Genomic DNA, 23,550 nt, shown 5'->3' on the forward strand with positions numbered 1-23,550 from the left:
ATGAACATGACGCGACATCTCCCGGCTGCCGGTGACGCCGAAGCGGCCCCGCAGCGGCCCCGACTCCAACCAGGACACCGACATGAGCGAACAGGACAGGGAATACGGCAAGACGCGGCGGATCGACGTGATGGGCGAGGCGTTCGTCGAGCGCGCGATGCGCGACCTCGATGGATTCTCGCGTCCGCTGCAGAACTGGCTGAACGAACATGCGTGGGGCAGCACGTGGCAGCGGGGCGGGATCGACCTGAAGACGCGCAGCCTGTGCACGTGCGCGATGCTGGCGGCGCTCGGCCGCAGCACGGAACTGAAGGGGCATATTCGCGGCGCGCTCAACAACGGCGCGAGCCTCGTCGAGATCCGCGAGGTATTGCTGCACAGCGCGCTGTACGCCGGGGCGCCGGCCGCGGTCGAGGCGTTCCGCTTCGCGCGCGAGGTGCTCTCGGATCTCGGGCTGTCGATACCCGACGACGAAGCCTGATTCCGTCGCGGCGCCGGCTGCCCGGCGCGGGATCGGAATCAGGCCCCGCTTCGCTGTCGCGACCTACGCGATGCGTACCGTCTGCGCGGCGACGTCGACCGGCGCGGCGGCGACGTCGAGCAGCCAGTCGGCCGTCGCTTCGGGAATCGTGACCGGCAGCATGTGCCCGCCTTCGACGACCTTCAGCCGCACGCGCGCCGATTTCTTCGCGAGCGCGTCGCCGTGCTCGCGCCAGTTCAGGATCGGATCGGCGCGGCCGTACAGCACGTCGACCGGCAGCGCGAGTTCCGCATAGCGACGCTCCATCGCGGGCAGGTCGACGGGCGCCGACAGCAGGTCCGTCGCCGTCGCGTAGAACACGTGCGGGCGCATCCCGAGCAGGCCGCCGCCCTTGGTGGGGAAGTCGCGCGGCACGTCCTCCGGCGCGAACACCTGACGCACGGCCTTGCGGCCCGTCAGGATCGTCAGCGGGATCGCGAAGGTCCACGACACGAAACGGCGCACGAGCGGCGACGGCAGCATCAGCGGCTTGAACGGCGCGGGCGGCTCGGTCTGCTCGTGCGACAGCGGCGCGATCAGCGCGAGCCGGCTCACGCGGTCCGCATGGTTGAGGCCGACCGCGAGCGCGATCGCGCCGCCGAGCGAATGGCCGACCAGCACCGGCTTGTCGAGCTTCAGCGCGTCGATGAACGCGGCGACCGTGCGGGCCTGCGCGAACACGTTCGCCTGCGAGGCCGCGCCGCGCAGCGAGCGGCCGGCGCCCGGCCGGTCGATCAGGATCACGCGATGCTGCTGCGCGAGCCGCGTGAGCGGCAGGTACGCGAAATTGCGCCATTGCCCCGCGAGCCCGTGGACGAACACGATCGGCGGGCCGTTGCCGTATTCGACGTAGTGGATGCGGTCGCCGTCGATGTCGACGAAGCGGCCTTCGGGCGGAAACGCGCGCGTCACGCGACGGGCCACGTAACCGGAAAACAGCGCGAGCGCGGCGAGCACCGCGACGACGCCGAGCAGCACGTTCTGGATCAGATGGAGCACAGGAGTCATGTCGGCCTCAGCGGGTTTCGAGTGCGGGTTCGGCAGCCGGCGCGGTGGCGGCCGGGCCGGTTTGGGCGCGGCGTTCGAAATGCATCGCGGAATCGGCGAGCGCGCTGAACTTCAGCGACGCGAGATCGAGCACATAGTTCTGGTGGAATTTCCACGGCTTGCGGTACCCCTGCTTCGGCAGGATGCCGGCCGCGCGCTGGATATAACCGGAGCTCAGGTTGACGGCCGGCACGTCGCCAAGGTCGCCCGCGCCGAGCCGCGGCACGCACGTGTCGTACCCGTTCGCGCGCATGTGGTTGAGCAGCCGGCACACGTAGCGCGCGATCAGCTCGGCCTTCAGCGTCCACGACGCGTTCGTGTAGCCGAACGACGACGCGAGGTTCGGCACGTCGCTGTACATCATCCCCTTGTACGACACCGTTTCCGGCAAATCGACCGCGCGGCCGTCGACCGTCACCCGCGCACCGCCGAGCATCTTCACCTTCAGCCCGGTTGCGGTGACGATCACGTCCGCGTCGAGCTGCTGGCCGCTTTTCAGCTTGAGGCCGGTCGGCGTGAAGCGCTCGATCTCGTCGGTGACGATCGACGCGCGGCCCGCTCGGATCGCCTTGAACAGGTCGCCGTTCGGCACGAGGCACACGCGCTGGTCCCACGGCATGTAGCGCGGCGTCAGGTGCTTCGCGACGTCGAAATCGGGGCCGAGCTGCTTGCTCGCCGCGCGGATGATGAATTGCTTCGTCCGGTCGGGCTTGCGGCGCGACACGTTGTACAGGTACATCGTCAGCAGCACGTTCTTCACGCGCACGAGCCGGTGCGCGAGCCGCGACGGCAGCACGCGGCGCAGCGCGTTCGCGATCTTGTCGCGCGCGGGCAGCGACACGATGTAGGTCGGCGAGCGCTGCAGCATCGTCACGTGCTGCGCGTCGGCTGCCATCGACGGCACCAGCGTGACGGCCGTCGCGCCGCTGCCGATCACGACCACGCGCCGGTTCGCGTACGACAGATCCTTCGGCCAGTGCTGCGGATGCACGAGCTTGCCCTCGAACGTGTCCATGCCTGCCCAGTCGGGCAGGTAGCCGGCGTCGTAGTCGTAGTAGCCGCTGCACATGAACAGGAAGCCGCAGGTATAGACGAGCGTGTCGGTCGCGCCGTTTTGCGTGCGCTCGATGCGTACCGTCCAGCGCGCGCGGTTCGAATCCCAGTCGGCCGCGACGACCTTCTGGCCGTAGCGGATCGTCTTGTCGATGCCGTAGGTGCGCGCGGTGTCGCGGATGTAGTCGAGGATCGTCTGGCCGTCGGAGATCGCCTTGTCGCTGTGCCACGGGCGGAAGCTGTAGCCGAGCGTGAACATGTCGGAATCCGAACGAACGCCCGGATAGCGGAACAGGTCCCAGGTGCCGCCGATCGCGTCGCGCGCCTCGACGATCGCCACGCTCGCATGCGGGCAGCGCAGCTTCAGGTGATATGCGGCGCCGATACCGGACAGGCCGGCGCCGACGATCAGCACGTCGAGGTCGTTGTTGTCGCGGCGGGCGCCGGGAGCGGGCGGCGCGTCGCGCCGGTCGGTCGTCGTCGAGATCATGCGGGATCCTGGGTCGGCGTGGTCGGGCGCGCAGCCGGAGCGTGCGCGCGTTCTCCCACAGGGACTTCCTTCGGGCGGAGGTTGCGTGCGCGGGCGCGGCGCACGTGGCGCAGCATCAGCCACTGGTAACCGGCGCCGAGCAGCCGAGCGATCCTGTCGAGCCGGCGCGCGTCGGCGCCGACCAGCACGCGGCGCGCATTGCGTTCGACGCCCGCGAGGATCTGCCGCGCGGCCTCGTCGGCCGTCGTCGCGTTGATCAGGCGGTTCGCCTGGCGGCGATGGGTCGCTTCGTCCTGGCCCGTCAGCGCGTGGATGCTGGTATCGACGCGGCCCGCGTCGACGATGCTCGTCGCGACGCCGCCCGGATGCACGCAGGTCGCGCTCACCGGCGCGCCGTCGAGTTCGAGTTCCATCCGCAGCGCCTCGGTGAAGCCGCGCACCGCGAACTTGGTCGCGTTGTACGCGCTTTGCGTCGGCATCGCGACGAGCCCGAACAGGCTCGACGTGTTGACGACGTGGCCGTTGCCCGACGCGCGCAGATGCGGCAGGAACGCCTGCGTGCCGTGCACGACACCCCAGAAATTGATGCCGACGATCCATTCGAGATCGGCGAGGCGTGCGGTTTCGGCGCTGGCGGCCAGCGACACGCCCGCGTTGTTGAAGATCAGATTGACCTTGCCGTGCTCGGCGCGCACGAAATCGGCCCACGCGAACACCGCCTCGCGGTCGGCGACGTCGAGCCGGCGCGTGCTCACGCGCACGCCGTGCCGCGCGCAGGTGGCCGCCGTGCCGGCGAGCCCGACATCGTTGACGTCGGCGAGCGCGACCTCGCAGCCGCGCTGCGCGAGCTCGACCGCGAGGCTGCGGCCCATGCCCGAACCTGCGCCCGTGATCGCGGCGACCTTGCCGGAAAACCCCTTCATCCGTCGTCCCTCCCGTTCCGCTTGCGCTGTACCGGCGGCGCATCTATTGTGGTGTTGATCGTCACCACTTTAGTTTTCGGGTGTCCTGATGTCAAATAGCGGAATGGAGAAAGCACTCGAAACGGAAAAAAGGGGCCGGTCGTATGGCGGCGTGGCGCCCGAGGTACGGGCCGCCGAGCGGCGCGACGCGTTGATCCGCGCGGCGGCGCGCGTATTCGGCACGGTGGGTTTTCGCAAGGCGACCGTGCGGTCGATCTGCCAGGAAGCGAAGCTGAACGATCGCTATTTCTATGCGGCGTTTGACAGCACCGAGGATCTGTTGCGCTGCACCTATCTGCATCACGCGCAGCAATTGCATGACGCGGTCGCGCAGGCGGTTGCCGCGCGCGGCGGCGATCTGCGCGAGCGCGTTGACGCGGGGCTCGCCGCGTTCTTCGCGTTTCTGCGCGACCCGTGCGCGGCGCGCGTGCTGCTGCTCGAGGTGATGGGCGTGAGCGCGGATACCGACATGACGTACCAGCGCATGCTGATCGACTTCGGCAAGCTGATCATGGCGATCGGCGTGTCGCGCGAGGCCGTGACGCCGGCGGAGCGGACCGAGCAGCGGCTGATCGGGCTCGCGCTGGTGGGCGCGATGACGAACGTCGGCGCGGCATGGCTGCTGACCGACTATCGCGATTCGGAGGCGCAGATGATCGCCAGTTGCAGGAAGGTGCTGCTGGGGACGTTGCAGGCGGCGGCGTAGATTCGCGGGAACGGGGCCGGTCGCCCGCGATCATGGATGGTTGTCAATGGATAACAAGGAACTTATGCAAGCACGGAACCGATGGGGGCGCCGCACGATGTCGGCGGGGATGGCTGTTTCCGTCCTGATGCTGACGGGCTGCGGCTGCTGGCCGTTGAGTGAGTCCACGCGCTACGAAACCGAGTGGAAATCGCAAACGGTCACGGCGCTGTTCAGGGATTCGGACCGGGCGGGCGACGCCTGCCTCGATGCCCTCTATACACAACACCTCAAGGACACGGTGTCGGCCTGCAAGGACGGGGCGTATGAAAAGATCCGCAACCGCATCAGCGGGGAGCCCGTCAGGCTCTCCTTCGCGAAGGCGACCTGTGCGGAAGCGCAAGCCCAACTGGACCGAGGTATTCCCGCCAACGTTCAGGACCGGATCTTCAATCTGAATCCGTTTCCGGACGAGTTTGCTTCGTGCATGAGCGAAAAGGGATTCAAGCGCGAGGAAGTCGCCAAAAAACAGTGCTACTTGAGATTCATGTGACGGACGGCGAAACGCTCAGCCCCCCGAGCGTTTCGATCGCGGCGCACGCACGGGCGGCGCTGCCGGCGTCTCCCCGAGCCGCGTCTTCATCGCATCGATGAACGCCCGCACTTTCGGCGACGGCAGCCGCGTCGACGGATACACCGCATGGATTCCGGCCGGCGCCGTGCGCCAGCCGGGCAGCAGCCGCACGAGCCGGCCCGCCGCGACGTCGTCCGCGCTCGAGAAATCCGTCAGCAGTCCGAAGCCGCCGCCCGCGAGCACGATCGCGCGGCACGCGGTCGCGGTGTTCGATACGACCGGCGCGACGCAGCGCACCGATGTGTGGCCGCCGCGCATGTTATCGAGTTCGAGCGTATGCGGGCGCGGCAGCGACGACAACATCACGAACGGCAGCGCGGCAAGCGCATCCGGATCGCGCGGCAGCCCGTGTCGCGCGACGAACGCCGGGCTCGCGACCAGCCATTTCTCGTACGTGCCGAGCTGCACCGCGCGATAGTTCGAATCGGCGAGGCGGCCGATGCGGATCGCGACGTCGAGGTTGTCCGCGACGAGATCGACGACGCGGTCGTTCGCGACGAGTTCGACGGCGAGCGCCGGATGCCGGTCGCGCAGCGCGACGACGGCCGGCGCGACGACCAGCGCGCCATAGTCGATCGGCACGCTCACGCGCAGCGTGCCGCGCAGCGGCCCGGCGTCGGACGACACCGCGTCGAGTGCGGCTTCGGTCGCGCGCACGATGTCGCGGCACGCGTCGTAGAACACGCGCCCGGCATCGGTCACGCTCAGCCGCCGCGTCGTACGCACCAGCAGGTTCGCGCCGACCTCGGATTCGAGGCGCTGCATGTGCGTGCTGACGACCGTCTTCGCGAGGCCGAGCCGCTCGGCCGCGGCCGTCAGCGAGCCGGCCTCGACCACCGCGACGAAGATCGCCAGCCGGTTCAGGTTCACGTCGCGCAGATCGGCCATCGTCGATTGTCCTATGAAAGCGGATAATGTTTCCGCGATTATCCGTCTTCTGGCGACGAACGGCGAGCGCTACGCTGGAGCCGTTCGTCGCCGATCCCCGGCGGCGCGAGATTCCGGAGTGTTTCCATGTCTGCCGCCAGCAAGCCTGCCTCGCCGATCCGAGTCTATTCGTTCCTGTTGTCCGGGCACGCGCACCGTGTCCGGTTGTTCCTGTCGCTGCTTGGGCTGCCGTCCCGGACCATCGATGTCGATCTCGCGGCCGGCGCGCAGCGCGAACCGGCGTTCCTCGCGCTCAATCCGCTCGGGCAGGTGCCGGTGATCGACGATGGCGGCACCGTGATCGCCGATTCGAACGCGATCCTCGTGTACCTCGCGAAGCGCTACGGCGACGCGCACTGGCTGCCCGACGATCCGGTCGGCGCGGCCGTCGTGCAGCGCTGGCTGTCGTACGCGGCCGGCCCGATCGCGTCCGGCCCCGCGGCCGCGCGGCTCGTGACCGTGTTTGGCGCGCAGCTCGACCCGGAAGCGGCCAAGCGTACGGCCGCGAAGGTGCTCGACGTGATCGATCGCGAACTGGCCGGCAAGCCGTTCGCGGCCGGCGCGCAGCCGACGATCGCGGACATCGCCGCGTACACGTACATCGCGCACGCACCGGAAGGCGGCGTGTCGCTCGAACCGTATCCGCACGTGCGCGCATGGCTCGCCCGTATCGAGGCGTTGCCGGGCTTCGTCGCGATGCCGACGACGCGCGCGGGCCTGCTCGCCGCTTGACGCCCACTGCCACGCGTCTTTTCAGGAGAACGAAATGAATACGCCGACCGCCGCCGTACCGGGCTGGGAACTCGAGGCCGCACCGTTTCATGCGGGCGAGCTTGCCGTGCAGCAACGCGCAGGCGTGACGGACGCGGCGAGCGCGGCCGGCCGGCGCGGGATCCGGCGCTTCATGCCGGACCAGCACCGGACGTTTTTCGCGCAACTGCCGTTTTTCGTGCTCGGTGGCGTCGATGCAAACGGCCAGCCGTGGGCGACGCTGCGGGCCGGTGCGCCGGGTTTCGTCACGTCGCCGGACGCCCGCACGCTGCGCATTGCGGCGCGCGCGCTGCCGGGCGATCCGCTGGCCGGCGCGTGGCAGGCGGGCGCGCCGTTCGGCGGGCTCGGGATCGAATTCGATACGCGGCGGCGCAATCGCGTGAACGGCGTCGTGCGCGCGGTGGACGGCGATGCGCTGACGATCGCGGTCGAGCAGAGCTTCGGCAATTGCGCGAAGTACATCCAGGGCCGCAAGCCGACCTTCGTCGCGCGGGACGTCGAGGCATCCGTCGCGCCGGACGTGTCGGACGTGTCGGACGTGTCGGACGTGTCGGACGCGCTGAGCGATGCGGATCGCGCGCTGCTCGCGCAGGCCGATACGTTCTTCGTCGCGAGTGCGAACACGTCGGCGGAGGCGGGCGCGGCGCGCGGCGCGGACGTGTCGCATCGCGGCGGGATGCCGGGCTTCGTGCGCGTCGACGATGCGCGCACGCTGACGACGCCCGATTTCAGCGGCAACCGGTTCTTCAACACGCTCGGCAACCTGCAGCACGATCCGCGCGCGGGGCTGCTGTTCGTCGATTTCGACCGCGGCGATGTGCTGTATGTGGCCGCGCACGCGGAGATCGTGTGGGATGGGCCGGTCGTCGCGTCGTTCGACGGCGCGCAGCGCGTCGTGCGCTTCCATGTGCGGGAAGTGCGGCGCGTGCGTGCGGTGCTGCCGTTCCGGTGGTCGGCGGTCGAGCGCGCGCCGCAATTCGCGGCGATGGCGATGGCGTCGTCGTCGGGCGGCGCGGCGGCAACGGCCGGGCCGGCGCCGTCCGCGGCCGCGCCGGCATCGGCGCCCGCATGGCGGCCGCTGCGCATCGCGAAGATCGTCGACGAAGCGCGCGCGATCCGGTCGTTCCATTTCGAACCGGCGGATGGCGGCGCATTGCCTGCGTACGAAGCCGGTCAGCACCTGACGCTGCGCATTGCGCTGCCAGGCAGCGACGGGCCGTCGATTCGCAGCTACACGCTGTCCGATGCGCCGGGCGGCGCGCATTACCGGATCACCGTGAAGCGCGAGGGGCGCGTATCGGCGTGGCTGCACGATCATGCGCAGGCCGGCATGACGTTCGGCGCGCAGATGCCGCGCGGCCGCTTCACGTTCGATCTCGCGAGCCCGCGCCCGGCCGTGCTCGTATCGGCCGGCATTGGCATCACGCCGATGGTCGCGATGCTGCGCCGGGCACTGGCCGACGACACGCCGTCGCGCCGTGTCGTGTTCGTGCACGGCGCACGCGAAGCGACCGACCGGCCGGCCGTTTGCCGCGGAACTGGCGCGCATCGCGGCCGCCGATGCACGCCTGTCGCTTCACTGGTTCGACAGTCATCCTCACGAAGATTCGGTCGCGCGGGTCAGCCGCATCGACGTCGGGCAACTGAAGCGGGTCCTGTCGTTCGACGACTACGACTTCTACCTGTGCGGGCCGTCGGCGTTCATGCGCGACTTGTACGACGGGTTGCGCGCGCTGAACGTGCCGGACGAGCGCATCCGTTTCGAGGCGTTCGGGCCGTCGACCGTCTCGCGCAGTGCGACCCGCGCGGTTGCCGCGCCGACGGCGGCAAGCGTGCCGGTCGTGTTTCGGCGCACGGCGCGCGAAGCCGCGTGGACGCCTGCCGACGGCACGCTGCTCGAATTCGCGGAAGGGCAGCGCGTGGCCGTGCCGTCCGAATGCCGCTCCGGTTCGTGCGGCACGTGCGTGACGCGCGTGCTGTCCGGCGCGGTGGACTACGAGCAAACGCCCGATGCGCCGGTCGAACCCGGCTGCGCGCTGCTGTGCGTCGCGCGGCCCGCGCAAGGGGCCACGGAGCCGCTCGTGCTCGACCGCTGACGCGCGTGCGACATGCGGCCGCAGATGGCCTGCTGCGCGAAAAGCGCGCGCAACTGCTTCTTTTTTCGAATGTCGTCCGGATCGACGATAGCGTCAACCGATTCGATAAAGGAGCCCATCATGAAACTGCTCGGCATGGTCCGCCTGGTCCTGTGGAGTTTTTTCGGCGTACGCAATAGCAAGGCGCATGCGACCGATCTCGCGAACGCCAACTTCACGCTGCTGCCGTTCGTGGCGCTCCTGCTTGCGCTGCTGGTCGGCGCGGTCATTTACGGCGTCGTGCATCTGGTTGTCGATCCGACCGTGACGATGCAGGGGTTCTGAGCGAACGGCTGGTGAACCGGTAGCGGGCCGCCATTTCCGCTCCGGTTCCCGGCCGCCCGAGACCGGCGCATGATGACGCCGGTGTCAGCGGCCGGCGCGCACGACGCGAATCGCCGTCGCCGCCGCGGCCGCCGCCGACGTCGTAGCGTCGCCCGAACCGCCTGTCCCCGTTCCCGCCTTCTCCGTTTCCCTTTCCGCCCGATTCCGCGGCCCTTCGCCCCGCCCGGGGTAAAATGCGCGCCACGCCGCGATGTCGCGCGCCGGGCAGGCCGCCGTTCCGACGAACGGCCGGCGCGAATGCCCGCCGCCCGCACCGGGGCGTTCGAAGCGTCCCCCGCATGACACGACCGCGCGAGGCAGCCGGCCGCCCGACAAGCCGTCGACGAACCTGTCGGCCGCTGCGTCGGTGCCCGGCGCGTCATCCGAATTCGATGTCCCATCCTGCGTTGTTCCGACCGGTCGGCCCGCTTGTACGCCGCATGGTCCGGTTCGTCTGATGAATATCGTGTCGCCGCACGCGTCCGGCGACGGGTGCGGCGGCGTACGCGGGCGTACGCTTCGCAGCTTCGTAACGGGTTTCGACAGGGTCGAGTGGCGAGTTTTCCATCCAGAACAATGACGGTGAATAGAACAACAGCGGCGCCCGCACGGCGGCGGCGCGCGAAGGTCGGGCTCGGTGTCGGTCTCGGCGTCACGCTTTTCGCGGTGCAGGCTGCCGCGGCTCAGGGCGACGCGTCCACATCGGGCGCCGAGGCGGCCGGCACCGCGACGCTGCCCGCGATCACGGTGAGCGGCGAGCGCGGCCACCCGCTGCGGGCGCGCGAAGCGTCGGTCGCGGGGCTCGACGACGCGCCGCTGCGCGACACGCCGGCGTCGGTGAACGTCATCACGCGCGCGCTGATCGACGATCAGCAGGCGAAGCGGCTGAGCGACGTCGTGCGCAACGATGCGTCGGTCGTCAACGACTATGCGCCGGTCGGCTATTTCGAAGGCTTCGCGATCCGCGGTTTTCCGGTCGATCTCGCGAGCGCGATCCGGATCGACGGGCTGACGGTGTCCGGCGAGCAGAACGTGCCGCTCGAGAACAAGGAGCGCGTCGAGATCCTGAAAGGGCTCGCGGGCATCGACAGCGGCGTCGTCGCGCCGGGCGGCGTGATCAACTTCGTGACCAAGCGCTCCGCGAACGTCGCGAGCGTGACGGGCGGCGTGGATAGCCGCGGCTCGACGTCGGCGGCCGTCGATCTCGGCCGCCGCTTCGGCCCCGATCATCAGTTCGGGTTCCGGATCAATGCGGCGAAGGAGAACATGCACTCCTATATCGACGGCACGAACGGGCGGCGCACGTTCGGCTCGATCGCCGCCGACTGGGACATCAGCCCGCGCGCGAGCCTCCAGCTCAACGCCGAATTCCAGCAGTGGATCCAGCGTTCCGCGCCCGGCTACCAGTTGCTCGGCGGCACCGTCGTGCCGTCGGTCAAGACGACGTCGAAGGCGCTCGGCACGCAGCCGTGGGCGAAACCGGTGACGACCGATGCGCTGAACCTGAATGCGCGCTTCGACTACCAGTTCAACGACGACTGGAAGGCGTACATCGCCGCCGGCCGCAGCCGCACGATGATCGACGACAACAGCGCGTTCGCGTACGGCTGCTCGTATGCGGCGAGCTGCGCGGCCGGCGCGGCGTCGCCGTTCTTCTTCGGCGCGAACGGCGACTACGACGTGTACGATTTCCGCAGCCCCGGCGAATACCGGCGCAACGACGATCTGCGCGCGGTCACGACCGGCAAGTTCGCGACGGGGCCGCTGCGGCACGAGCTGACGCTCGGCGTGAGCGTGCAGCGCCGCGTCGTGCACATGGCCGACGCCGTGTACGACTACGTGGGCAGCGAGAACATCTACGGGCCCGACCTGACCTTCTCGCCGTCGCCGAATTCGCCCGGGCCGTCGTATCCGCGCCTCGACGCGTGGCAGTACGGCGTGTTCGGGCTCGACCGCATCAGCATCGGCGAACACTGGCAGGTGCTCGCGGGCGGCAAGGAAGTGCTGCTGCGCCAGCGCAGCTGGAGCAGCCTCGACGGCGATACGACGCATACCGACCGTTCGGTGTTCCTGCCGCAAGTCGCGCTCGTCTACAAGCCGGTGAACGTGCTGTCGCTGTATGCGTCGTACAGCAAGGCGCTGTCGCTAGGCGATCAGGCGCCGGTGCGCGCGACCAATGCGTATGCGTTCCTGCCGCCCGTCGAATCGCATCAGTTCGAGGTCGGCGCGAAATACGACTGGCTCGACCGGCTGAGCCTCACGGCCGCCGTGTTCTCGATCAGCAAGCCGTTCCAGTTCGCCGACCCGGACGCATCGGGTACGTCTTACACGTTCGTGCAGCGTGGCACGCAGCGGCACCAAGGGATCGAGCTCGGCGCGGCCGGGCGCGTGACCGAGCGGCTGGGGCTGACGGCCAGCGTCGCGGCGATTCGCGCCCGCGCGGTGGATTCGGGGTCGCCGGCCTACGAAGGGCACCAGATCATCAACGTGCCCGCGCTGCGCGCGTCGCTGTATGCGGACTACGCGGTGCCGGGCGTCGCGGGCCTGAACGTGCTCGGCGGCGTGGAATACAGCGCGGCGCGCAACGCGAACGAGGAAGGCACCGCGCGCGTGCCATCGTGGTTCGTGTTCAATCTCGGCGCGCGTTATACGACGAAGATCGGCGGCCATCGCACGGTGTTGCGCGTGTCGGTGGACAATCTGTTCAACAAGTTCTACTGGCGCGACGCGGGCGAGCAGCAGGGCGATGCGTACCTGTTCCCGGGGGCGCCGCGCACCGCGCGCGTGTCGTTGACCTATGATTTCTGACCGACCGGAATCGGCCGCGTGACGCGCGGCCCCGGCAGCCCACCAGGAGAGCACAGACGATGTCCCCACTCGAAATCGCCGGCGTGATCGTCAGCGCGCTCGCGATTTGGCTGACCGCGAAGCGGCGCATGCTGTGCTGGCCGGTCGGCCTCGCGTCGGTCGCGCTGTACGGCTGGATCTTCTTCGATGCGAAGCTGTACTCGGACATGCTGCTGCAGGGCGCGTTCGCGGTGCTGCAGGTGTACGGCTGGCAGCGCTGGCTCGCGCAGCGCGCGAGCGAGGCTGAAGGTGGTGCGGCGCCGGCCGGCGACGTGGCGCCCGTCACCGGCGTGCGGCCGCGACAGATGCTGCCCGACCTGATCGCGGCCGTCGTCGGCAGCGCGTTGCTCGGCGGGATGATGGCGCGCTGGACCGATGCGGCGCTGCCGTTCGTCGATGCGTCGCTGACCGCGTTCAGCCTCGTCGCGCAATACTGGACCGCACGGCGCTACATCGCGTCGTGGGGGCTGTGGATCGTCGTGAACGTCGTATACGTCGGGATGTTCGTGTTCAAGGAACTGTATCTGACGGCCGGACTCTATGCGCTGTTCATCGGGCTGGCCGTCGTCGGCTGGCGCGACTGGAGCCGGACGGCTGCCGCATTGCGTACAGCCGCCGGCGGTCCGCTCGCATCGGGCGGCGGCGCGCGCTGATTCGCGCACGGATTCAACTACGGAGCAACGCCGTTCATGTCATTCCCTCTCGAGCCGGACGGCCCCCTTTCGCGCGACGTCGCGCCGCCGCAATTCGGCGTGGACGGCGAGCAGGCCGAACGCGACTGGCCGTTGATGACGCACGACGAGGTGGCGGCCGTGCTCGCGCGGATCGACGGTGCGGGCGAGCCGGTGCGGCTGACGTGGCACAGCCCGCGGCAGTTCGCGGCGGCCGTGCTGGTGCGGATGGCGGACGGGCGCGGGTTGTTCGTCAAGCGTCATCACGCGAGCCTGCGCGATGTCGCCGGGCTCGAGGAAGAGCATCGCTTCATCGCGCATCTGCGCGAACGCGGGATGCCGGTGGTGGACGTGCTGGCCGATCGTAACGGCGCGACCGCGTTCGCGTCCGGCGAGTGGACGTACGAGGTGCACGTGCTCGCGCCCGGCGTCGACCCGTATCGCGGCGTGATGTCGTGGCAGCCGTTCACGCATCCTTCGCATGCGTATGCGGCCGGCCGCGCGCTGGCCGAACTGCATCGCGCGTCGGCCGGCTACGATGCGCCCGCGCGGCCCGTGCGCACGCTGCTGTCGAGCTTTCGCGTGCTGTCGTCCGCCGATCTGGCGGGCGCGCTCGAACGCTGGGTCGATGCGCAGCCGCTGCTCGTGCGTGCGCTCGGCTCGCGTGACTGGCGTGGCGACGTGGCGGACGCGATCGGCCCGTATCACGCGCGCCTCGTGCCGCTGCTGCCCGCGTTGCCGCCGCTGTGGACGCACGGCGACTGGCATGCGTCGAACCTGTTGTGGACCGATGCGGGGCCCGGCGCGCAGGTGCGCACCGTGCTCGATTTCGGCCTGTCGGATCGCACCTGCGCGGTGATGGACCTCGCGCTCGCGATCGAGCGCAATACGGTCGACTGGATGGCGCCGGCCGACGCGCGGCGCATCGAATATGACCAGATCGACGCGCTGCTCGACGGCTACGAATCGATCGCACCGCTGAGCGACGACGCGTATGCGGCGCTGGTCGCGCTGCTGCCGATCGTGCATACGGAGTTCGCGCTGTCGGAAGTCGCGTATTTCGGCTGCATCATCGATGCGCCGGCGATCGTCGACATCGCGTACGACGGCTACCTGATCGGGCACGCGCGCTGGTTCGGCGAACGCGACGGGCGGCAGTTGCTTGATTGGCTCGTGCAGCGGCGGCGGGGGAAGCAAGGGGCCGTTTGATTTACAAGAACGCGTTGATAGCTTCACCGGTTCGGCGATTGACATGTCGCTCGAATCGAACAGCGAAGTTTCGTCCGGATAGACTCGATGGATCGTCGCACGCGAGCGTTGGAACTGCGCCGTTCAACGCAAGCGCGGTGGCGATAAATGAGCCAACTTCATGTCAATGGCCCGTACAGCAGTTGTCGACGCAGCCGGGACTCACTTGAACGATGACCTCACGGGTTTCCGACGTTGATTCCGTTGTGCGATTGGCTGGATAAATTTGCGTTTTTATCTGAAGCGGGGCGTTTATCAGGCCATCGTCTATGACGACTTTCGCCGTCACGGAAGCACGTTTCGTTGCAAGTCGTTCGGGCTCGTCCTCATTTTTTGAAGCGCTGCCAATTATGTCGATCCAGTTTTGAATTGGATGCTTGGAATTCATTGTTGAGATCCATTGTCCAATTCGTATTTGCTCGGATTCGGATATCTCGTGACTGTTTCGAGGAAAAGCCACGAAAAATTGTTGTGATGGCAGGTTTTGTGATACCTGACATTCTGCTGCAGTATTTGTGGAGAAAAGAAGCGAGGCGGCGATAGGCGCGATTAATGCCGTGATAAAAATTCTCATGCAGTCTCGCCGTATAGGTTTTCAAGGGCGCCGCACGACCCGGAGTCGTAAAAACAGCATGATTCCGTTCGTGTTGCCGGAACCTTGAACATTCATCTTTTCGAGCGAAGACGTCTATAGAACTCGTTCGAAATTTCGGAATGAAAAAATTGTTCCGATTTTGATGTGACCGATTTGAATGATCGAAGGCGCTGCGACGAGTCCGATGAAATGTGACGACATCATCGGATCGCACGCGAACGCCTAGACGTCGCGTACAGACGATTGTCCGGGCAGATATGCATGCCGGTTCGGCGGTACAACGCGCCCAACATGACGGAAATATCATCTTCGCCTCATGTTCGCACTGCGGCCTGTCCGTAGCATCGGTCGCAAACCGTTACCGCAGAACCGAACATGCTCAAGCCCACCCTCCTCGCGACCATCGTCTTCGCGATGGCCGCGACGGCTCATGCGCAGTCATCGCTGTCGCCGGGGCCGGCCCCGGCTGCCGCCACCGCGCCGATCGGCGCACCGCCGTCCGATACGCTTTCCGCATCGTCATTGACACTGTCCGATGCGCTCGCGGTCGCGGCCCGGAACAACCCGGCGCTGCGCGGCGCGCGCGCCGACGTCGATGCGTCCGCCGGCGCGTTGATGCAGGCCGGCGCGCGGCCGAACCCCGAAATCTCGTTCCTGCAGGAAGGTTTCCGCCGCGCCGAGCGCACGTCGACCGTGCTGCTCAACCAGACGATCGAGCTGGGAGGCAAGCGCAGCGCGCGGCTCGATGTCGCGTCGTACGGACGGCAATCCGCCGATGCGTCGCTCGACGAGCAGGGTGCCGCCGTGCGCGCCGACGTGATCGCCGCGTTCTACGGGCTGCTCGCCGCGCAGCGCCAGCTTCAGGTGACCGAGGAATCGGCGGCGATCGCCGCGCGCTCCGCGGATCTCGCGGGGCGCCGCGCGCAGGCCGGCAAGGTGTCGCCGGTCGAGGCGACCAAGGCGCAGGTCGCGGCGGCCGGCGTGCAGATCGAAGTGGTGACCGCGCGTGGCCGTGTCGAGGTCGCGCGCGAGAAGCTGAACGCGGTGATGGGCGAAGCGCGCAACGACCGGCGCGCGGTGCGCGGCGACCTCGAAGCCGTGCGGCCGGTCGAGCCGCTGTCCGCGCTGACCGCGCAGCTCGACGACGCGCCGCTCGCGCGGATCGCGCGCGCCGAGATGTTGCGCTCGAACGCGGCCGTGTCGCTGGAGCGCGCGCGACGCATGCCGGACGTGACCGTCAGCGCGGGCATGAAGCGCGTGACCACGGGTGGTGTGCCCGACAACCAGGCCGTGGTCGGCGTGTCGATCCCGATTCCGCTGTTCAACACCAACAAGGGCGCGCTGCTCGAGGCGACGCATAAGGCCGAGCGCGCGAACGCCGATCTCGATCGCGAACGCACGCGCCTGCGGCTGGAGCTCACGCAGGCGTACGCGAATTTCGAGGCCGCCGAGCAGGAAGCGCAGCGGCTGAAGTCCGACATCCTGCCGGCCGCGCGTCTTGCGCTCAATGCGATGTCGCGCGGCTACGAACTCGGGAAGTTCGGCTTCCTCGACGTGCTCGACGCGCAGCGCACGCTGTTCCAGGGGCAGTCGCAATACGTGCGTGCGCTCGCCGACGCGCATGCGGCCCGCGCCGATATCGGCCGGCTCGTCGGCACGCCGCTCGCGGCCGTCGCGCAATAAGCGCCCCTCTTACCTGAAGGATCATCATGTCACGCAGCAGAATCTTCGTTATCGCGGCAGCCGTGCTCGGCGGCGCAGGGATCGTGATCGGCGCACTCGCCGTCACGCGGGGCGGCAGCAGCGCATCGGCGCCGACGGCCGTTGAGCCCGCGCAGCCGGCCGAGGGCGCCGGCGCGCGCGGCGGCGTCGTGCTGAAGCGCGGCACGCTGGCCGTCGAGATCGTGATGACGGAAAAGCCCGGCGACGCACGGCTCGTCGTCTATCCGTTCGTCGACGGCAAGCCGGTGGACAAGGGCGTGACCGTGTCCGGCACGCTGGTCCGGTACGACCGCACGCACGAACCGTTGCGGTTCGACGCGGCCGGCCAGAAGTTCGTGTCCGCACAGTCGATCGCGAAGCCGCACGTGTTCGACGCGACGATCGACGTGAAGGCCGGCAACGATGCCGCGTCGTTCCCGTTCGCGCGCGCCGACGGCGCGATCGCGCTGACCGACGCGCAACTGGCGACGTCGAAGATTGCGCTCGCGAAGGCCGGCCCCGCGCAGATCGCGGCGCCGTTCCAGCTTCCCGGCGAAATCAAGTTCAACGAGGATCGCACCGCGCACGTGGTGCCGCGCGTGGCCGGCATCGTCGAGCAGGTGTCGGTGTCGCTCGGGCAGAACGTCGCGAAGGGGCAGGTGCTCGCCGTGATCGCGAGCACCGATCTCGCCGACCGCCGCAGCGAGCTGCTGACGGCCGAGCGCCGGCTGTCGGGCGCGCGCGCGACCTATGAACGGGAACGCACGTTGTGGAAGGAACGCATCTCGGCGGAGCAGGATTACCAGCAGGCGCAGGTGCAGTTGCGCGAGGCCGAGATCGCGGTGCAGAACGCGCGGCAGAAGCTCGCCGCGCTGAACGCGCCGGTCGGCGGGGGCGCGCTGAACCGCTACGAGCTGCGCGCGCCGTTCGCGGGCACGATCGTCGAGAAGCATGCGACGCCGGGCGAGGCGATCGCCGCCGACGCGAGCATGTTCGTGATCTCCGACCTGTCGACCGTATGGGCCGAGATGGCGGTGCCGGCGCAGCGGCTCAACGACGTGCGCGTCGGCCGCGATGCAACGGTGATCGCGACCGCATTCGAATCTCGCTCCAGCGGCCCGATCGCGTACGTCGGTTCGCTGCTCGGCGAGCAGACGCGCACCGCGCCGGCGCGCGTCGTGCTGCCGAACCCGGACCGCGTGTGGCGCCCGGGGATGTTCGTGAACGTGTCGGTCGACGCGGGCAGGCAGGGCGTGCCGCTCGCGGTCGCGAGCGACGCGCTGCAGGACGTCGACGGCGCGCCGTCGGTGTTCGTGCGCTCGGCGAAGGGATTCGTCGCACAGGCCGTCGAAACGGGGCGGCGCGACGAACGCGCGACCGAAGTGCTGAAGGGGCTCAAGGCCGGGCAGGAATACGCGGCGTCGAACAGCTTCGTACTGAAGGCCGAACTCGGCAAGGGGAGCGCGGAACATGAATGAGCAGGAATACGCATGCGCCGTGGCGCGACTGGCGGCCTGCTATGCGGCCCGCTTTCCGATCCGCCGCGTGACGGGCCGCGCGGCCCGCCCGGTGCGGGCGACCGTTCCACGTTTCAAGGAATCCCGTCATGTTTGAGCGCCTGATCCGCTTTGCGATTGCACATCGCTGGCTCGTGATGCTGGCGATCGCGGCCGTGGCCGCGCTGGGCGTGTTCAGCTACCAGAAGCTGCCGATCGACGCGGTGCCCGACATCACCAACGTGCAGGTGCAGATCAACACGTCCGCGCCCGGCTATTCGCCGCTCGAGGCCGAGCAGCGCATCACCTATCCGGTCGAGACCGTGATGGCCGGGCTGCCGGGCCTCGAGCAGACGCGCTCGATCTCGCGCTACGGGCTGTCGCAGGTCACCGTGATCTTCAAGGACGGCACCGACATCTACTTTGCGCGACAGCTCGTCAACGAGCGCATCCAGGAAGCGAAGGACAAGCTGCCGGCCGGCGTCGCGCCCGCGATGGGGCCGACGTCGACCGGCCTCGGCGAGATCTACCTGTGGACCGTCGAAGCCGACGCCAGCGCGCGCAAGCCCGACGGCACCCGCTACACCGCGGCCGACCTGCGCGAGCTGCAGGACTGGGTCGTGCGGCCGCAGTTGCGCAACGTGCGCGGCGTGACCGAGGTCAACTCGATCGGCGGCTACGTGAAGGAATACCGGGTCGCGCCGAATCCGGCGAAGCTGATGTCGTACGGGCTGACGCTCGCCGACGTCGTGCGTGCGCTGGAACGCAACAACGACAACGTCGGCGCCGGCTATATCGAAAAGCGCGGCGAGCAGTATCTCGTGCGCGTGCCGGGCCAGGCGCGCACCGTCGACGACATCGCGAACATCGTGCTGACCAACGTCGGCGGCGTGCCGGTGCGGATGAAGGACGTCGGCGTGGTCGACATCGGCCGAGAACTGCGCACGGGCGCCGCGACGTCGAACGGTGAGGAAGTCGTGCTCGGCACGGTGTTCATGCTGATGGGCGAGAACAGCCGGACGGTGTCGCAGGCCGTCGCCGCGAAGATGGAGGACGTGAACCGCACGCTGCCGGCCGGCGTGAAGGCGATTCCGGTATACGACCGCACGGTGCTCGTCGAGAAGGCCGTCGCGACGGTGAAGAAGAACCTGCTCGAAGGCGCGGTGCTCGTGATTGCGGTGCTGTTCCTGTTCCTCGGCAACATCCGCGCGGCGCTGATTACCGCGCTCGTGATCCCGCTGTCGATGCTGATGACCTTCACCGGTATGGTCAACGCGAAGGTGAGCGCGAACCTGATGAGCCTCGGCGCGCTCGACTTCGGGATCATCGTCGACGGCGCGGTGGTGATCGTCGAGAACTGCGTGCGGCGGCTCGCGCATGCGCAGGCGGCGGCCGGGCGGCCGCTCACGCGCGACGAACGCTTCGCGGAAGTGATCGGTGCATCGCAGGAGGCGCGCCGCGCGCTGATCTTCGGGCAACTGATCATCATGGTCGTGTACCTGCCGATCTTTGCGCTGACCGGCGTCGAAGGCAGGATGTTCCACCCGATGGCGATTACCGTCGTGATGGCGCTCGCCGCCGCGATGGTGCTGACCGTCACGTTTATTCCGGCGGCCGTCGCGCTGTTCATCGGCGAGCGCGTCGAGGAGAAGGAGAATCGGCTGATGGGCTGGGCGCGGCGCGCGTACGAACCGGTGCTTGCCGTGTTCATGACGCGTCCGGCGCGCGTGATGATCGGTGCGGGCGCGATCGTGCTGGTCACGCTCGGGCTCGCCACGCGGCTCGGCAGCGAGTTCATCCCGAGCCTGAACGAAGGCGATCTGGCCGTGTCCGCGCTGCGCATTCCCGGCACGAGCCTGTCGCAGTCGGTCGAGATGCAGAAGTCGATCGAGAAGACGCTGAAGACGCGCTTCCCCGAGATCGAGCGCGTGTTCGCGCGCACCGGCACGGCCGAGATCGCGGCCGACCCGATGCCGCCGAACCTGTCGGACGGCTACATCATGCTGAAGCCGGCCGACCGGTGGCCCGACCCGAAGAAGCCGCGCGACCAGCTCGTGCGTGAGATCGAGGCAGCGCTTGCCGAACTGCCGGGCAACGCGTACGAGTTCTCGCAGCCGATCCAGCTGCGCTTCAACGAACTGATCTCGGGCGTGCGCAGCGACGTCGCCGTGAAGATCTTCGGCGACGACATGGCCGTGCTGACCCAGACCGGCGAGCAGATCGCGGCCGCGTTACAGAAGGTGCCGGGCGCGTCGGAGGTGAGGGTCGAGCAGACCACGGGCCTGCCGGTGCTGACCGTCAACCTCGACCGCGACAAGCTCGCGCGCTACGGCGTGAGCGTCGCCGATCTGCAGGACTCGGTGGCCGCGGCCGTCGGCGGCCAGAAGGCCGGCACGCTGTTCCAGGGCGACCGCCGCTTCGACATCGTCGTGCGGCTGCCCGAGGAGCTGCGCTCCGACATCGAGGCGATCAGGCGGCTGCCGATCGCGCTGCCCGCGCCGGCCGCCGGCGCGAGTACGCCGCTCGCGGCGGCGCCGTACGTGCCGCTCGCGGAGCTCGCGACCATCGACGTGGCGCCGGGCCCGAACCAGATCAGCCGCGAGGACGGGAAGCGGCGGGTGGTCGTCAGCGCGAACGTGCGCGGTCGCGACGTCGGCTCGTTCGTCGCCGATGCGCGCGAGCAGTTGCAGCAGGACGTGCGCGTGCCGGCCGGTTACTGGGTGTCGTGGGGCGGGCAATTCGAGCAGCTGCAAAGCGCGAGCGAGCGCCTGAAGCTCGTCGTGCCGCTCGCGCTGTTCATGGTGTTCGTGCTGCTGTTCGTGATGTTCAACAACGTGAAGGACGGGCTGCTGGTGTTCACCGGCATTCCGTTCGCGCTGAGCGGCGGCGTGGTGTCGCTGTGGCTGCGCGGGATTCCGCTGTCGATCACGGCGGCGGTCGGCTTCATCGCGTTGTCCGGCGTGGCCGTGCTCAACGGACTCGTGATGATCTCGTTCATTCGAAACCTGCGCGACGAAGGGATGCCGCTCGACGCCGCGGTGCGCGACGGCGCGCTCACGCGGCTGCGGCCGGTGCTGATGACCGCGCTGGTCGCGTCGCTCGGCTTCCTGCCGATGGCGTTCGCGACCGGCACCGGCGCCGAGGTGCAGCGCCCCCTTGCGACGGTCGTGATCGGCGGTATCCTGTCGTCCACGGCGCTGACGCTGCTGGTGCTGCCGGTGCTGTACCGCGTCAGCCATGCGGTGTCGTGGCGCGCGGCGTTGCGCGGCGGCTTCGGTGCGGGCATGCTGCGCCGGCTGGGTTTCTTCAAGGGTAATGCGTGATGCGAATTCTGATTGTCGAGGATGAACCGAAGACGGGCGCGTATCTGCGCAAGGGGCTGACCGAGGCCGGCTACGTCGTCGACTGGGTCGAGGACGGCATCACGGGCCAGCACCAGGCCGAAACGGAGGAGTACGACCTGCTCGTGCTCGACGTGATGCTGCCCGGCCAGGACGGCTGGACGCTGCTGCAGAACCTGCGGCGCAGCAAGTCGACGCCCGTGCTGTTCCTCACCGCGCGCGACGATGTCGGCGATCGCGTGAAGGGGCTCGAGCTCGGCGCCGACGACTATCTCGCGAAGCCGTTCGACTTCGTCGAGCTGACCGCGCGCATCAAGTCGATCCTGCGGCGCGGCCAGCCGCGCGATTCGAACACGCTGCGCGTGGCCGACCTCGAACTCGACCTGACGCGCCGCAAGGCCACGCGGCAGGGCGACACGATCCTGCTGACCGCGAAGGAATTCGCGCTGCTGTGGCTGCTGATGCGCCGCGAAGGCGAGATCCTGCCGCGCGCGACGATTGCGTCGCAAGTGTGGGACATGAACTTCAACAGTGACACGAACGTCGTCGATTCGGCGATCCGCCGGCTGCGCTCGAAGATCGACGACGCATACGACCCGAAGCTGATTCATACGGTGCGCGGGATGGGCTACGTGCTCGAAGCGCGCGGCGGCGCGGCCGCATGATCGCGCGCTTGCTGCCGCGGACGCTGCGCGGCCGCCTGACCGCGCTGATCATCCTCTCGACGTCGGTGATCCTTGCATCGAGCGGCATCGCCCTGTACGAAGCGCTGAGCAACCGCGTCAAAACGACGGCAGCCGAGCAGATGGCCGGCATTTCCGCCGCATTGGGCGCGCACCTGGCCGAGGCGCGCACGACGGCCGACGTCGCGCGCAACACCGATAGCTGGATCGACCAGTTGCACGGGCATCCGAACATGGATCTCGCGATCTTCGATGCCAGCGGTGCGCGCCTCGTCGGCACGCCCGGCTTCCGTCCGTACGCGCCGCTGCTGTCGATGAACGCCGGGCGCGTGCCGGTCGGCATCGCGCCGCCCGGCGCACGGCACCAGTATCTGCTGACGACCGTGCCGCTCGCCGGCACCGGTGCGCCCGTGGTGCGCGTCGCCGTGCAGTACGATCGCAGCGCCGACGTGCTGCTGTTGCGCACGCATGCTTATACGATCGTCGTGATCGAGGTGTTCGGCGTGGTGCTCGCGGCCGCGATCGCATACGGCATCGCGGCGCTCGGGCTGAGCCCGCTGCGGCGGTTCGCGGCACGCGCCGAGCAGATGTCGACGAGCCGGCTCGCGCATCCGCTGCCGGAACTCGATACGTCCGGCGAGCTGAAGGAGCTCGAGCACGCGTTCAACGGGATGCTCGCGCGGCTGAACGAATCGTTCACGCGGCTGAGCCAGTTCTCGTCGAATCTCGCGCACGACATGCGCACGCCGCTGACGAACCTGCAGGCGGCCGCGCAGGTCGTGCTGTCGCAGCCGCGCAGCGCGGACGAATACCGGAGCGTGATCGAGTCGAGCATCGACGAATACCAGCGGCTGTCGCGGATGATCGAGGACATGCTGTTTCTCGCGCGTTCGGAACAGGTCGGCACGTCGATCGATGTGCGGCGCCTGAATGCGGCGGAGGAGGCGGAGCGGGTGGCCGGCTACTACGAGTCGCTTGCGGAAGACGAGGGCGTGACGGTGAAGGTCGACGGCCACGCGTGGGTCGATGCGGATCTGACGCTGTACCAGCGCGCGTTGAGCAACCTGCTGTCGAATGCGCTGACCTATGCGCCGCGCGGCAGCATCGTGACGATCGATTGCGTCGAGCAGGGCGGCGCGACGACGATCGCCGTGTCGGATACGGGGCCCGGCATCGCCACAGAGCATGTCGGACGGATTTTCGAGCGCTTTTATCGCATCGATCCGTCACGGCATAATTCGGCGTCGGGCACGGGGCTCGGCCTCGCGATCGTCCGGTCGATCATGGACAATCACGGCGGCGAATGCGGCGTCGACAGCGAGCCGGGCCGCCGCACGACCTTCTGGCTGCGTTTTCCGCGACGGCCGGCCGAACCGGAACGGCCGGCCGCCGTCAGCACCTGACAGCGCGGGCGGCTACG

The 23,550-nt window shown here is 68.5% G+C and carries 19 protein-coding genes and 1 pseudogene; 15 read left to right on the top strand and 5 right to left on the bottom strand.

Annotation, left to right across the window (positions count from 1 at the left end):
- The first annotated feature begins 82 nt into the window (after window positions 1-82).
- On the top strand, window positions 83-481 hold the full coding sequence (locus tag HWX03_RS00980; protein WP_175869928.1) for a carboxymuconolactone decarboxylase family protein: 399 nt from the start codon (window positions 83-85) through the stop codon (window positions 479-481).
- A gap of 63 nt (window positions 482-544) precedes the next feature.
- Here HWX03_RS00980 and HWX03_RS00985 read toward each other — a convergent pair whose 3' ends face one another.
- Genes HWX03_RS00985 through HWX03_RS00995 form a run of 3 tightly spaced genes read right to left on the bottom strand, consistent with a single transcriptional unit; the run spans window position 545 to window position 4,033 of the window.
- Complete coding sequence (locus tag HWX03_RS00985; RefSeq protein WP_175869929.1) at window positions 545-1,528, bottom strand: alpha/beta hydrolase; 984 nt, start codon at window positions 1,526-1,528, stop codon at window positions 545-547.
- A 7-nt stretch (window positions 1,529-1,535) separates the two neighbouring features.
- Window positions 1,536-3,110 carry an NAD(P)/FAD-dependent oxidoreductase gene (locus tag HWX03_RS00990; RefSeq protein ID WP_175869930.1) on the bottom strand — a complete coding sequence of 525 codons (1,575 nt, stop codon included), beginning with the start codon at window positions 3,108-3,110 and terminating at the stop codon, window positions 1,536-1,538.
- Window positions 3,107-4,033, bottom strand: coding sequence for an SDR family NAD(P)-dependent oxidoreductase (locus tag HWX03_RS00995; protein WP_175869931.1), 927 nt, complete (start codon window positions 4,031-4,033; stop codon window positions 3,107-3,109). The genes HWX03_RS00990 and HWX03_RS00995 overlap by 4 nt, the downstream gene beginning before the upstream one ends.
- A gap of 88 nt (window positions 4,034-4,121) precedes the next feature.
- Between HWX03_RS00995 and HWX03_RS01000 the strand changes: the two genes are divergently transcribed.
- Both HWX03_RS01000 and HWX03_RS01005 read left to right on the top strand, forming a co-directional pair.
- Complete coding sequence (locus HWX03_RS01000; protein WP_175869932.1) at window positions 4,122-4,778, top strand: TetR/AcrR family transcriptional regulator; 657 nt, start codon at window positions 4,122-4,124, stop codon at window positions 4,776-4,778.
- Window positions 4,779-4,824: 46 nt separating this feature from the next.
- A complete protein-coding gene (locus tag HWX03_RS01005) occupies window positions 4,825-5,310 on the top strand; it encodes a hypothetical protein (RefSeq protein WP_174434706.1) in 486 nt (161 codons plus the stop codon).
- A 15-nt stretch (window positions 5,311-5,325) separates the two neighbouring features.
- On the opposite strand, the gene HWX03_RS01010 is transcribed toward HWX03_RS01005, so the two are convergent.
- On the bottom strand, window positions 5,326-6,279 hold the full coding sequence (locus tag HWX03_RS01010) for a LysR family transcriptional regulator (RefSeq protein ID WP_175869933.1): 954 nt from the start codon (window positions 6,277-6,279) through the stop codon (window positions 5,326-5,328).
- A gap of 126 nt (window positions 6,280-6,405) precedes the next feature.
- On the opposite strand from HWX03_RS01010, the gene HWX03_RS01015 reads away from it, so the two are divergent.
- The 6 genes and pseudogenes from HWX03_RS01015 to HWX03_RS01040 all read left to right on the top strand — a co-directional run bounded on the left by HWX03_RS01015 (window position 6,406) and on the right by HWX03_RS01040 (window position 14,275).
- Window positions 6,406-7,050 (top strand): glutathione S-transferase, encoded by a 645-nt coding sequence (locus tag HWX03_RS01015; protein ID WP_174385945.1) that lies wholly within the window; start codon window positions 6,406-6,408, stop codon window positions 7,048-7,050.
- A gap of 34 nt (window positions 7,051-7,084) precedes the next feature.
- A pseudogene (locus HWX03_RS01020) lies at window positions 7,085-9,185 on the top strand (pyridoxamine 5'-phosphate oxidase family protein).
- A gap of 120 nt (window positions 9,186-9,305) precedes the next feature.
- Window positions 9,306-9,509 carry a DUF2970 domain-containing protein gene (locus HWX03_RS01025; protein ID WP_174434702.1) on the top strand — a complete coding sequence of 68 codons (204 nt, stop codon included), beginning with the start codon at window positions 9,306-9,308 and terminating at the stop codon, window positions 9,507-9,509.
- A 615-nt stretch (window positions 9,510-10,124) separates the two neighbouring features.
- On the top strand, window positions 10,125-12,356 hold the full coding sequence (locus HWX03_RS01030) for a TonB-dependent siderophore receptor (protein WP_175869934.1): 2,232 nt from the start codon (window positions 10,125-10,127) through the stop codon (window positions 12,354-12,356).
- Between the two features lie 59 nt (window positions 12,357-12,415).
- Window positions 12,416-13,048 carry a nicotinamide riboside transporter PnuC gene (gene pnuC, locus HWX03_RS01035; protein ID WP_175869935.1) on the top strand — a complete coding sequence of 211 codons (633 nt, stop codon included), beginning with the start codon at window positions 12,416-12,418 and terminating at the stop codon, window positions 13,046-13,048.
- 36 nt (window positions 13,049-13,084) lie between these two features.
- Window positions 13,085-14,275: a phosphotransferase gene (locus tag HWX03_RS01040; RefSeq protein ID WP_175869936.1), complete on the top strand. Its 1,191-nt coding sequence runs from the start codon at window positions 13,085-13,087 to the stop codon at window positions 14,273-14,275.
- 163 nt (window positions 14,276-14,438) lie between these two features.
- Here HWX03_RS01040 and HWX03_RS01045 read toward each other — a convergent pair whose 3' ends face one another.
- The gene (locus HWX03_RS01045) at window positions 14,439-14,888 is read right to left on the bottom strand and encodes a hypothetical protein (RefSeq protein WP_175869937.1); all 450 of its coding nucleotides are present in this window, start codon (window positions 14,886-14,888) and stop codon (window positions 14,439-14,441) included.
- Window positions 14,889-15,284: 396 nt separating this feature from the next.
- On the opposite strand from HWX03_RS01045, the gene HWX03_RS01050 reads away from it, so the two are divergent.
- Genes HWX03_RS01050 through HWX03_RS01075 form a run of 6 tightly spaced genes read left to right on the top strand, consistent with a single transcriptional unit; the run spans window position 15,285 to window position 23,533 of the window.
- Window positions 15,285-16,592, top strand: coding sequence for a TolC family protein (locus tag HWX03_RS01050; protein ID WP_175869938.1), 1,308 nt, complete (start codon window positions 15,285-15,287; stop codon window positions 16,590-16,592).
- Between the two features lie 26 nt (window positions 16,593-16,618).
- Complete coding sequence (locus HWX03_RS01055; RefSeq protein WP_175869939.1) at window positions 16,619-18,088, top strand: efflux RND transporter periplasmic adaptor subunit; 1,470 nt, start codon at window positions 16,619-16,621, stop codon at window positions 18,086-18,088.
- Window positions 18,081-18,224 (top strand): hypothetical protein, encoded by a 144-nt coding sequence (locus HWX03_RS01060; RefSeq protein WP_175869940.1) that lies wholly within the window; start codon window positions 18,081-18,083, stop codon window positions 18,222-18,224. The genes HWX03_RS01055 and HWX03_RS01060 overlap by 8 nt, the downstream gene beginning before the upstream one ends.
- Window positions 18,217-21,429: a CusA/CzcA family heavy metal efflux RND transporter gene (locus tag HWX03_RS01065; RefSeq protein ID WP_175869941.1), complete on the top strand. Its 3,213-nt coding sequence runs from the start codon at window positions 18,217-18,219 to the stop codon at window positions 21,427-21,429. Before HWX03_RS01060 ends, HWX03_RS01065 begins: the two co-directional genes overlap by 8 nt.
- Window positions 21,429-22,112 (top strand): heavy metal response regulator transcription factor IrlR, encoded by a 684-nt coding sequence (irlR, locus tag HWX03_RS01070; RefSeq protein ID WP_021157388.1) that lies wholly within the window; start codon window positions 21,429-21,431, stop codon window positions 22,110-22,112. The genes HWX03_RS01065 and irlR overlap by 1 nt, the downstream gene beginning before the upstream one ends.
- Window positions 22,109-23,533 carry a heavy metal sensor histidine kinase gene (locus HWX03_RS01075; RefSeq protein WP_175869942.1) on the top strand — a complete coding sequence of 475 codons (1,425 nt, stop codon included), beginning with the start codon at window positions 22,109-22,111 and terminating at the stop codon, window positions 23,531-23,533. The genes irlR and HWX03_RS01075 overlap by 4 nt, the downstream gene beginning before the upstream one ends.
- Window positions 23,534-23,550: the final 17 nt, after the last annotated feature.

The sequence above is a fragment of the Burkholderia sp. BCC0397 genome (genome assembly GCF_902832865.1).
GTDB lineage: Bacteria > Pseudomonadota > Gammaproteobacteria > Burkholderiales > Burkholderiaceae > Burkholderia.